10 protein-coding genes are annotated in these 10,033 nt (G+C 71.0%); 3 read left to right on the top strand and 7 right to left on the bottom strand.

Annotated features, from left to right (window positions below):
• Nucleotides 1-45: 45 nt before the first annotated feature.
• Genes ACWEVN_RS42795 through ACWEVN_RS42780 form a run of 4 tightly spaced genes read right to left on the bottom strand, consistent with a single transcriptional unit; the run spans nt 46 to nt 5,506 of the window.
• Nucleotides 46-1,170, bottom strand: coding sequence for a lactonase family protein (locus tag ACWEVN_RS42795; protein WP_452055093.1), 1,125 nt, complete (start codon nt 1,168-1,170; stop codon nt 46-48).
• Between the two features lie 48 nt (nt 1,171-1,218).
• Entirely contained in the window at nt 1,219-2,607 is a 1,389-nt protein-coding gene (locus ACWEVN_RS42790; protein ID WP_452055092.1) for a GntP family permease, read from the bottom strand.
• A complete protein-coding gene (locus ACWEVN_RS42785; protein WP_452055091.1) occupies nt 2,604-4,199 on the bottom strand; it encodes an N-acyl-D-amino-acid deacylase family protein in 1,596 nt (531 codons plus the stop codon). Before ACWEVN_RS42785 ends, ACWEVN_RS42790 begins: the two co-directional genes overlap by 4 nt.
• Nucleotides 4,199-5,506 carry an amino acid deaminase gene (locus ACWEVN_RS42780; protein ID WP_452055090.1) on the bottom strand — a complete coding sequence of 436 codons (1,308 nt, stop codon included), beginning with the start codon at nt 5,504-5,506 and terminating at the stop codon, nt 4,199-4,201. The genes ACWEVN_RS42785 and ACWEVN_RS42780 overlap by 1 nt, the downstream gene beginning before the upstream one ends.
• A gap of 150 nt (nt 5,507-5,656) precedes the next feature.
• On the opposite strand from ACWEVN_RS42780, the gene ACWEVN_RS42775 reads away from it, so the two are divergent.
• Genes ACWEVN_RS42775 through ACWEVN_RS42765 form a run of 3 tightly spaced genes read left to right on the top strand, consistent with a single transcriptional unit; the run spans nt 5,657 to nt 7,730 of the window.
• Nucleotides 5,657-6,592, top strand: coding sequence for a sugar kinase (locus tag ACWEVN_RS42775; protein WP_452055094.1), 936 nt, complete (start codon nt 5,657-5,659; stop codon nt 6,590-6,592).
• On the top strand, nt 6,589-7,347 hold the full coding sequence (locus ACWEVN_RS42770; protein ID WP_310976598.1) for an IclR family transcriptional regulator: 759 nt from the start codon (nt 6,589-6,591) through the stop codon (nt 7,345-7,347). Before ACWEVN_RS42775 ends, ACWEVN_RS42770 begins: the two co-directional genes overlap by 4 nt.
• On the top strand, nt 7,347-7,730 hold the full coding sequence (locus tag ACWEVN_RS42765) for a RidA family protein (protein ID WP_310976596.1): 384 nt from the start codon (nt 7,347-7,349) through the stop codon (nt 7,728-7,730). Before ACWEVN_RS42770 ends, ACWEVN_RS42765 begins: the two co-directional genes overlap by 1 nt.
• A 15-nt stretch (nt 7,731-7,745) precedes the next feature.
• Here the strand turns inward: ACWEVN_RS42765 and ACWEVN_RS42760 are convergent, their stop codons facing one another.
• Genes ACWEVN_RS42760 through ACWEVN_RS42750 form a run of 3 tightly spaced genes read right to left on the bottom strand, consistent with a single transcriptional unit; the run spans nt 7,746 to nt 9,916 of the window.
• Nucleotides 7,746-8,741, bottom strand: coding sequence for a 1-aminocyclopropane-1-carboxylate deaminase (locus ACWEVN_RS42760; RefSeq protein ID WP_452055089.1), 996 nt, complete (start codon nt 8,739-8,741; stop codon nt 7,746-7,748).
• Complete coding sequence (locus ACWEVN_RS42755) at nt 8,738-9,382, bottom strand: GntR family transcriptional regulator (RefSeq protein WP_452055088.1); 645 nt, start codon at nt 9,380-9,382, stop codon at nt 8,738-8,740. Before ACWEVN_RS42755 ends, ACWEVN_RS42760 begins: the two co-directional genes overlap by 4 nt.
• 39 nt (nt 9,383-9,421) lie before the next feature.
• Entirely contained in the window at nt 9,422-9,916 is a 495-nt protein-coding gene (locus ACWEVN_RS42750; RefSeq protein WP_452055087.1) for a hypothetical protein, read from the bottom strand.
• Between the last annotated feature and the right edge of the window lie 117 nt (nt 9,917-10,033).

Raw genomic sequence — 10,033 nt, 5'->3', positions numbered from 1 at the left:
TGTGCCATTGTGAGTGGTAAGGCGGGTTCTAACCCGCCTTACCACTCACGAGGCGAAGTAGACGGAGTTGACGCTGCCGACGGCGAGCTGCCCGGCGACCGCGCCGGGCAGGCCGGTGGCCGGGTCGCGTGGCAGCCAGGTGACCGTGCCGGAGCGCTGGTTCGAGACGTAGAACCAGCTTTCGGACGGGTCGAGGGCCACGTGCCGCGGCCAGTTCCCGCCGGTGGGCACCGTGGACACCAGCTTCAGCGTGGCGCCGGAAACGGTGAAGGTGGTCAGCGTGTTGGGGCCGCGGACGGTGGCGTAGGCGAACTTCCCGTCCCGCGACAGGATGATTTCGCCCGGGTACAGCTCGCCGGTGCTCCCGGCGGGTACGGCCGGGACGACCGAAAGCGCCTTCAGCGTGCCGGTGGCCGCGTCCCAGCTCGCCACCGTCACCTCCGCCCGCAGTTCCTGGAGGATGTAGGCGAACTTCCCGGTGCGGTCGAACGCCAGGTGCCGCGGCCCGGCTCCGGCGGGCAGCTTCAGCTGCTGGTGCAGCGAAAGCTTCCCGGCGGAAAAGCCGTAGACGTAGACCGAGTCGGCGCCGAGGTCCACGGAAAGCACCCAGCGGCCGGTCGGGTCGTTGACGACCTGGTGGGCGTGCGCCTGGCCGGAGTCGGCGTGGTGGGTCACCAGGTCGGTGGCCGCGCCGAGCTTGCCGCCGGCCAGGATCGGCAGCACGACCACGCTGCCGGAGCTGTAGTTCGCGGCCAGCACGTACTTCCCGCTCGAATGCACCGAAAGGTGCGTCGGCGCCCCGCCCTTCGACGAAACCTTGGTGAGCAGCTTCGGGTTCGCGGGGTCGGCGATGCTCAGCGCCGAGACGGACCCGTTCGGGTCACCTTCGTTGGTGACGTACAGCGTCTTGCCGTCGGCGCTGCGGTCGAACCAGGAGGCGTCGGCGATGCCGGGCACCGTGCGGACGGGGTTCAGCGTGGCGCCGGACCGGGTCGTGACGTCGAACCCGTGCCCGTTCGCCCCGCTGGTGTAACTGCCGATGTACACGGTTCCTCCGGCGAAGCAGCCTTTCGACGTGGTGGCCGCCGAAGCGAGCTGGCTGCCCAGGACGGTGGCGGCCCCCGCGCCGGCCGCGGCGCCGAGGAACGTGCGGCGGGAAAGTCCGGTCATCGTCTTTGTCTCCCAACGGGTTTCGGCGGTGACGGACTCCAGTATGGTCTAGACCACGGCCATGAGCAATGCCGAAGCCCCGAATCCCGAAAGGGAAAGCACGGTTTCCAGCGCGGTCCACGACTTCAGCGTCTGCGGCACGGTGAGGTTGAAGTACCGCGAAACGATCCAGAAGCCGCCGTCGTTGACGTGCGAAGCGATGATCGACCCGGCCGAGATCGCCATCACCAGCAGCGCCAGCTGGATCTGCGAATACCCGAGCTGGGCCACGGTCGGCGCGATGATGCCGCTCGTGGTCACGATGGCGACGGTCGCCGACCCCTGCGCGATCCGCATGCCGCAGCTGATCACGTACGCCGCGAGCAGCACCGGCAGGCCGGCGTCGTGCAGCGAATCGGCCACGGCCTTGCCGATCCCGGTCGCCGAGAGCACCGCGCCGAAGAAGGCGCCCGCGCCCACGACCAGCAGGATCATGGCGACCGGCCGCAGCGACTTCGCGGCCAGCTCGTTGAGGTCCTTGCCGGTGAACCCGCGCCGCAGGCCCAGCAGCCAGGACGCGAGCAGGACGGCGACGGTCAAGGCGACGGCCGGGGTGCCGATGAACGCGGCGACACCGGCGAGCGCGGACCCCTTCGGCAGCCAGATGCTGCCGAACGTGCCGGCCAGGATCAGCACCAGCGGCACCGCGATGATCGCCGCGACCAGGCCCAGCGACGGCGGGTTGTCCTCGCGCTCGCCCTCTTCCTCGGCGAAGACCATGTCCTCGGGCACGTCGACGGTGATCCGCTTGCCGATCCACGTCGAGTACAGCACGCCGCCGATGAGGAACGCCGGGATCCCGCAGGCCAGGCCCATCAGGATGATCCAGCCGAGCTCGACGTGCAGCAGCCCGGCCGCGGCCACCGGGCCGGGGTGCGGCGGCAGGAAGGCGTGCGTGATCGACAGGCCGGCCAGCAGCGGCATCGCGTACAGCACCAGCGACTTGCCGCCCTGCCGCGCGGCGACGTAGACCAGCGGGGCCAGCACGAAGATGCCGATGTCGAAGAACACCGGGATGCCGAAGACGAACCCGGCGACCCCCATGGCCAGCGGCGCCCGCTTCTCGCCGAACGAGCGCAGCAACGCGCTGGTCAGCACCTTCGCGCCACCCGAGCGTTCCAGGATCGACCCGAGGATCGTGCCGAGGCCGATGATCGCCGTGATGTGCCCGAGGATGCTGCCGAACCCCTTTTCCAGCAGGGAGTCCGACGCCTTCTGGGCCGAGCCGACGATCGTCCCGACCGGCAGGCCGGCGGCCAGCGCGGTCAGCAGGCCGACGACGATCAGCGCGATGAACGGCTCCAGCTTGAGCTTGATGATCAGCACCAGCAGGACGGCGATCGAGACGGCGGCGAGCGTCAGCAGCCCGCCCGTGGTGTGTTGCAGCCAGTGGATCATCGGGCTCTCCGGGGGTTGCGCAGGGAGTGGCCGGCGAGGGCGCCGGTGGGGGTTCCGTCGTCGAGGGCGGCGACGCCGTTGACGAAGACGTGGGTGAGGCCGGTGGCGGCTTGCCGCGGGTCCTCGAAGGTGGCGGTGTCGGCGATCGTTTCCGGGTCGAACAGCACCAGGTCGGCGGCGTACCCGGCGCGGACCAGCCCGCGGTCGGCCAGCCGCAGCCGCCGCGCGGCCCGCCCGGTCAGGTGGGCGACGCACTCGGCGAGGTCCAGCACGCCCAGCTCACGGACGTACCGGGCCAGGTAGCGCGGGAACGTGCCCCACGCCCGCGGGTGCGGCCGGGCGCCGACGAGCAGCCCGTCGCTGCCGCCGGTGTGCGTGGCGTGCCGCATGATGGCCTGGACGTTCTCCTCGTGCCCGACGTGCATCAGGCACGACGTCCCGAGCCGTTCGTCGAGCAGCGTGTCGAAGTACAGCTTCGCCGGTTCGGTGCCTTGCGTGCGCGCCGACGCGGCGACGCTGTGCCCGACGAGGTGGGCGTTGTGCTCGTTGCGGACGCCGTTGATTTCGATGGCGTCCCAGTCGATCGGGACGCCGTGCGCACCGTCCGAACCGGACTCTTCGATCTCCACGCGGATCCGCTCGCGTTCGTCCACATCGGACAGCCGGACGAGGGTGGCGTCGAGGCCGCCTTCGGTGGCCCAGCTCGGCAGCAGCGCCGAAAGGTAGGTCGCGCCCGGCAGGTACGGGTAGGTGTCGAGGGAGATGTCGCAGCCGTCGTCGAGAGCCTCGTCCAGCAGCTTCAGCAGGTCGGGCGCCTTGCCCTTGTTGACCGAGAAGTTCATCGTCGCGTGGGCCAGGTGCAGCGGACAGCCCGAGCGGCGCGAGACGTCGATCATCTCGGCGAACGCCTCCAGCGCGCCCTTGCCGTAGCTGCGGTGGTGCGGGCTGTAGAACCCGCCCAGCTCGCCGACCACCCGGCACAGCTCGACCAGCTCGCTCGTCTCCGCGTACATCCCGGGCGTGTAGGTGAGGCCGGACGACATCCCCATCGCACCCTCGGCGAGACCCGTCGCGACCAGCTCTTTCATCCGGTCCAGCTCGGCGTCCGTGGCGGGCCGGTCGGCCCAGCCGACGGCGAGCATCCGGACCGTGCCCTGCGGCACCAGGTAAGCCGCGTTGACGGCGATGCCCCGGTCGAGGCGGTCGAGGTACTCGCCGACCGAGCGCCAGTTCCAGTCGAACCCCGCCGGGTCGTCGTTCCACCCGGCGAGCTGCTGCCGCAGCGCTTCGAGCACGACGTCGTCGACCGGCGCGTACGACAGCCCGTCCTGGCCGAGAACCTCGGTCGTGACGCCCTGGGTGATCTTCGCCGGGTGCTCCGGATTGGCCAGCAGCTGCAGGTCGGAGTGCGAATGCATGTCGATGAACCCGGGCGCCAGCACCAGGCCGTCGGCGTCGATGGCCCGGCCGCCGGTCAGCGACCCCGGGTCGGCGACGTCCGCGATCTTCCCGCCGTCGAGGCCGACGTCGTGGCGGGCGAGCGGCCCGCCGGTGCCGTCGGCGACCAGGGCGTTCCTGACGACGACGTCCATCAGAACCACGTCCGGACGTAGTCGACGACGGTCTCGCCGTCGGCCGCGGTCACCGGCAGCAGCGGCCACTTGTCGAACACCGTGCACGGGTGGGAAAGGCCGAGCCCGATCCAGTCGCCGACCTCGACCGGCGACCCCGGCGGCAGCGCGAGAAAGGCGTGCTGGTCGTTCAGCTTCGTGACGACGTGGCCGTCGAGGGGCTCCGCGGGCCCGTCCGGGGTCCGGCGCAGCTGCGGCTCGGGCAGGCCCTCGTCGAAGGACGCGTCGCGCTTGCCGATGGTGAGCAGCGCGAGCTCGTCCGACGGCTTCGATGTCACCTGCGCCCACGCGCGCAGCGCCGGCCGGAAGGAGTCGACGCCGTCGATGCGCGGGTGGTCGCCCAGCGGGGAGATTTCGCGGTAGAAGCCGTCGTCGTGGGTCAGGTAGGCGCCGCTGCGCAGCACCGGCAGCACGTCGAGGCCGTCCGGCCACGGCTTCGTCAGCTCGTTCGCGACCTGGTCGAAGTAGGCGCTGCCGCCGGCGGTGACGATGATCTGCCCGTCGAGGAGTCCCTGGCCGGCGAACGAGATCGCCAGGTCACGCAGACCGTCCACATAGGAGCTGATCTTGGCCAGCGCCGCTTCGTCGGTGCCGTGCGACAGCGCGCCCTCGTAGCCCCCGGTGCCGCGCAGCCGCAGCACCGGGCTCGCCTGGACGGCTTCGGCGACCGCCAGCGCGGTCGCGGTGTCGCGCACGCCGGTGCGGCCGCCGTCAGCACCGAGTTCGACCAGGACGTCCACCGGGCGCTCGGCGCCTTCGAGGGCTGCGGTCATCAGCTCGACGCCGCGGACCGAGTCGACCCAGCAGAGGAATTCGAAGTCCGAGTCGGCTGCCAGTTCGGCGGCCAGCCAGCGCAGGCCCGCGCGGTCGAGGAGCTGGTTGGCCAGCAGGATCCGGGACACCCCGAAGGTGCGGTAGATCCGGAGGTGACCGGCGTTCGCGCAGGTCACGCCCCAGGCGCCGTGCTCCGCCTGGCGCGCGAAGAGCTGGGGTGCCATGGTCGTCTTGCCGTGCGGCGCGAGCGCCACGCCCCGCGCGGCGCACCACGCGGCCATCGTCCGCAGGTTGTGTTCGAGTGCTTCGTCGTCGAGGACGACGAAGGGGGCGAAGAACCCGTCGGTGAACAGGTTCAGCCTGCGGTCCGCGGCTTCTTCCAGGGTGAGCCCGGTCAGGGTGGGGGCGGCCGAGCGGAAGCGCCAGTCGATCCGCTCCCGGCGGAGCGTGTCGAGCGCGGCGGCGTTCAGGGTGAAAGCGGCGGGTGCATTCATCGGCGGCGACCTCTGTTGCGTATGTTGCAACGACTGTTGCGCATTTTGAGTGCCCTAGGTGTAGCATCCGGGTCGCCACAGGTCAACGGGGTGAAGGCAGGGAGACGGAAAGTGACGAGCGGGCCCGAGGTGTTGTGCGTGGGCGAGACGATGGCGCTGTTCGTGCCCGCCGAACCCGGCCCGCCGGACGAGGTGAAGCGCTGGGTGCGCACCATCGGCGGCGCCGAGTCGAATGTGGCCTGCAACCTGCCGACGCTGGGCATCCGCAGCAGCTGGGTGAGCGTCGTCGGGGACGACCCGTTCGGCCGGGCGATGCTGCGCGAGGTCGCGTCCCACGGCGTCGACGTCAGCGCGTGCGTGGTTGACCCGGCCCGCCCGACCGGGCTCTACGTCAAGGAAAGCGGCGCCGAAGGTAGTCCGGTGCGCTACTACCGGGCGGGCTCGGCCGCGTCCGGGATGGGCCCGTCGCTGCTGGACCGGCTGAACCTCGACGGCGTCCGCGTGCTGCACCTGTCGGGCATCACGCCGGCGCTGTCGGACAGCTGCCTGGCGCTGGTGCGTGCCCTGCTGGAGCTGCCCCGCGGCGACCGGCTGATCTCCTTCGACGTCAACCTGCGCCCGGCGCTCTGGACCGGCCGCGACCCCGGCCTGCTCGCCGACCTGGCCGCTCAGGCGGACATCGTCCTGACCGGTGACGACGAGGCCCAGCGGGTGTGGGGGACCGGCGACCCGGCCGAGCTGCGGGCCCTGCTGCCGCAGCCGCGCACGCTTGTGGTCAAGCACGGCGAACGCGGTGCGACGCTGGTCGAGGGGGAGCCGCTGTTCGCGCCCGCGCTGAAGGTCGACGTCGTCGAGCCGGTCGGTGCCGGAGACGCGTTCGCCGCCGGCTTCCTCGCCGCGACCCTGCGCGGCGCGACCCCGCTGGAGCGGCTGCGGCAGGGGCACCTGCAGGCCGCCGTCACCCTGCTCACCCACGACGACGTCGGGGTGCCGCTGCCGCGCGCGGTCGTGGATACCCTGCTGCACGCGGACCCGGACGAGTGGCGTTCGGCGCGGCTGACCGGAGAGGGCGTGGTGCGGACATGAGTCAAAGCTTGGACCGCGCGCTGACGTTGCTGACCTCGATCGCGCAGGACGCGCGGACCCTCGACGACCTCGCCGACGAGATCGGCGTGCACAAGTCGACCGTGTTGCGGCTGCTGCGCACCCTCGAACAGCACCACTTCGTCCGCCGTGAAGGCGCCCGCCACTACCGGCTGGGCAGCGCGATGTTCGACCTCGCCAACCAGGCCTTGGACTCCTTCGACGTCCGGCGCAGCGCCCACCCGGCGCTGGCCGCGCTCAATGCGCGCACCGGGCACACCGTGCACTTGGCCAGCTACGAGGACGGCGAAGTCGTCTACATCGACAAGTTCGAGGGACGGCATTCGGTGCGGATGTACTCGCGCATCGGCAAACGCGCGCCGCTGCACTGCACGGCGGTGGGGAAGGTGCTGGTCGCGGCCATGCCGGTGGCCCGCCGCGAGGAGATCGCGCGGTCGATCGAGTACCCGGTGCGGACGCCGAACACGATCACCACGCCCGCGGAGTACCTGGCGGAGCTGGAGCGCGTGGCCGAGCGCGGGTACGCCGTCGACAACGCCGAACACGAGGACTTCATCCACTGCATCGCGGCGCCGGTCCGGGGAACCGGCGGCGAGGTGCTGGCCGCCGCGTCGATGTCGGTGCCGAAGGTATTGCTCGACTACGAAGGCCTGCTGGCGCTGGTGCCCGAACTGCGGGCCGCCACCAGGGAAGCTTCCGTCCACAGTGGATGGACGGAGAACGGAAAGGGGCACTGATGAGCAAGACGGCAGTTTCCACCGAGAACGCGCCGAAGCCGCCGGCGAAGTTCTCGCAGGCCGTCCGCAAGGGGAACCTGCTGCAGGTCGCCGGCCAGGTCGCCTTCGACCCGGCGACGAACGCGGTCGTCGGCGACGACGTCGCGGGCCAGACCCGGCAGACGTTCAAGAACATCGAGGCCGTGCTGGCGGAGGCGGGCTCGAGCCTCGCGGACGCGATCATGGTCCGGGTGTACCTGACCGACACCGCGCACTTCGCGCCGTTCAACGAGGTGTACGACGAGCTGATCGGCGACGCGCCGCAGCCTGCCCGCACGACGGTGTACGTCGGGCTCCCGGGCGAGCTGCTCGTCGAGATCGACGTGCTCTGCGTGCTGGACTGAGCCGCCGGCGGGCGGTCAGCCCAGGACGCTCGTGTAGCCGTTCAGGGCCGGCTGCCCGCCGAGGTGGGCGTAGAGGACGTTCGATGCGCGGGAAATCTCGCCGCTTCCGACGAGGTCGATCAGCCCGGCCATCGACTTGCCCTCGTAGACGGGGTCGGTGATCATGCCCTCCAGGCGGGCGCACGTTTCGATGGCGTCCACAGTGGATTTGTCGGGGATGCCGTAGATCCCGCCGTGGTAGCGGTCGTCGAGCTCGACGTCGGGGGTCTCCCCGGAACCGAGCAGCGCGGCGGTGTTGCGCGCGATGCGCGTGACCTGCTCACGGGTCTCGTCCGGCTTGGCGGACGCGTCGATGCCGAGGATCCGGCGGTGCTTGCCGATGGTGGTCCCGGCGATCATCCCGCCCTGGGTGCTGCCGGTGACCGAGCAGACGATCACGGTGTCGAAGAAGACGCCCAGCTCTTCTTCCTGCTGCTCCAGCTCGACGATCCAGTTCGCGAAGCCGAGGCCGCCGAGCCGGTGGTCCGACGCGCCGGCCGGGATGGCGTACGGCTTGCCGCCGTTCGCTTCGATTTCGGCGACCGCGTCCTCCCACGCCTGCTTGAACCCGATGCCGAAGCCGGCCTGGACGAGCCGGACGTCCGCGCCGAGGATGCGCGAAAGCTGGATGTTGCCGACCTTGTCGTAGAGCGGGTCGTGCCAGTCGACCCAGCTTTCCTGCACGAGAACGGCCTTCAGCCCGGCCCGCGCCGCGGCGGCGGCGACCTGGCGGGTGTGGTTGGACTGGACGCCGCCGATGGAGACGAGCGTGTCGGCGCCCTGCTCCAGCGCGTCGGCGACGAGGTATTCGAGCTTGCGGGTCTTGTTCCCGCCGAACGCGAGGCCGGAGTTGACGTCTTCGCGCTTGGCCCAGATCTCGGCGCCGCCGAGGTGGGCGGTGAGGCGTTCGAGGGGGTGCACCGGCGAGGGGCCGAAGAGCAGGGGGTAGCGCGGGAAGTCGGCGAGGGTCATCGGTCCTCCAGCAGTTCGGTCCAGATGGTCGAGATCACCGCGACGGCGGTGGTGGTGTCGTGCTGCTCGAGCGCATCGATGAGCTTCGTGTGGCGCTCGACGGAGTTCCAGGCGAGCGCGGAGCTGAACCGGGCGTGCTCGAGGCGGCGCAGCAGCGGGGTGTAGCGGTCGAGCGTCGCGGCGACGGCGGCGTTGCCGGCCAGCCGGACGGGGATGTCGTGCAGTTCGTCGTCGGCTCGGACGGCGCCTTTGACGTCCCCGGCTTCGATGGCCGCGGCGAACCGGTCGTTGGCGGAGCGCATGGCGGCGACGTCTTCCGGACGGCACCTCGGCGCGGCTTGCTTGACGGCGAACTCGTGCAGCAGCCGGACGATTTCGCGGGCGTCGAGGACGTCGGGGGACATCACCTCGGAGACCCGCGTGTAGCTCTGGGGCTTCTGGTCGACCAGGCCGTCATCGGTGAGCCGCCGGAGGGCTTCGCGCACGGGGGCCTTCGACAGGCCGAGCTGGTCGGCGAGGTCGGCGTCGCGAAGAGGGGCTCCGGGCGGCAGCGTGCCGTCGACGATGGCCTGCCTGATGCGGTCGTAGGCCTCGTCGCGGAGCAGGGGACGAATGACCTTCGAGAGACTCACATCTAACATGTTAGATGTCTCTTGCGGGGTCGGCAAGCCTGGCGCTGCTCAGTTCGGGGTGGTGAGCCGGCGAGCGAGGTCGGTGAACTCGTCGAAGGCATGCCGCCCCTGACGCAGCACGGCCGACATTTCGGCCGAATGCGACTGCCGGGCCTCCGGAGCGCGGTCGAACCACAGTGTCCGCAAGGCTCGATCGGCTTCCGCGACGGCCAGCGCGCCGGCGATCAGCTCGTCCGGCCCGACCAGGCGAAGGAGGAGAAGGGCTTTCTTGAGGTCGCTGCGGGCGGTCCAGTAGCGCTGTTCGGCGTCGGCGACGAGTTCGGGGCCGGCGGGCACGGGCGGCGCGACAGTGCGGACGGTCCGGAAGAGCCAGAGGATCGCGTCCCGGGCCGCGGTCGCGGCCTCGACGAGCTGGGCGGACCGCAGGGCACGTTCTTCCCGCAGCCGAGCCCGGGCGGCGACCCGCGCTTTGACGGGTTCCAGGAAGGTCCCGAGAAGAACCCCGGCGAGCGCGAACACCCCGGCGACGAGTGGAGTCAGCACGACCCGGAAGTGTGCCGCACACCGAAGCCGAGCGGCACTCTCCGGTGGGCGCGGGCCGCAACCGCCCCGACCGCGTTGCCCGCGCGGCCGGGCGACCGTCGTGGCGGCCGGGCCCGG

Source organism: Amycolatopsis sp. NPDC003861 (assembly GCF_053605405.1).
The sequence above is the reverse complement of the archived record's forward strand: the minus strand, read 5'-3'. Positions and strand labels throughout refer to the sequence as shown.

What these genes read in the sequence shown, in the direction of transcription:
- ACWEVN_RS42795 (WP_452055093.1), bottom strand. Translation starts at nt 1,170, where the DNA reads ATGACCGGACTTTCCCGCCGCACGTTCCTCGGCGCCGCGGCCGGCGCG.
- ACWEVN_RS42790 (WP_452055092.1), bottom strand. Translation starts at nt 2,607, where the DNA reads ATGATCCACTGGCTGCAACACACCACGGGCGGGCTGCTGACGCTCGCC.
- ACWEVN_RS42785 (WP_452055091.1), bottom strand. Translation starts at nt 4,199, where the DNA reads ATGGACGTCGTCGTCAGGAACGCCCTGGTCGCCGACGGCACCGGCGGG.
- ACWEVN_RS42780 (WP_452055090.1), bottom strand. Translation starts at nt 5,506, where the DNA reads ATGAATGCACCCGCCGCTTTCACCCTGAACGCCGCCGCGCTCGACACG.
- ACWEVN_RS42775 (WP_452055094.1), top strand. Translation starts at nt 5,657, where the DNA reads ATGGCGCTGTTCGTGCCCGCCGAACCCGGCCCGCCGGACGAGGTGAAG.
- ACWEVN_RS42770 (WP_310976598.1), top strand. Translation starts at nt 6,589, where the DNA reads ATGAGTCAAAGCTTGGACCGCGCGCTGACGTTGCTGACCTCGATCGCG.
- ACWEVN_RS42765 (WP_310976596.1), top strand. Translation starts at nt 7,347, where the DNA reads ATGAGCAAGACGGCAGTTTCCACCGAGAACGCGCCGAAGCCGCCGGCG.
- ACWEVN_RS42760 (WP_452055089.1), bottom strand. Translation starts at nt 8,741, where the DNA reads ATGACCCTCGCCGACTTCCCGCGCTACCCCCTGCTCTTCGGCCCCTCG.
- ACWEVN_RS42755 (WP_452055088.1), bottom strand. Translation starts at nt 9,382, where the DNA reads ATGTTAGATGTGAGTCTCTCGAAGGTCATTCGTCCCCTGCTCCGCGAC.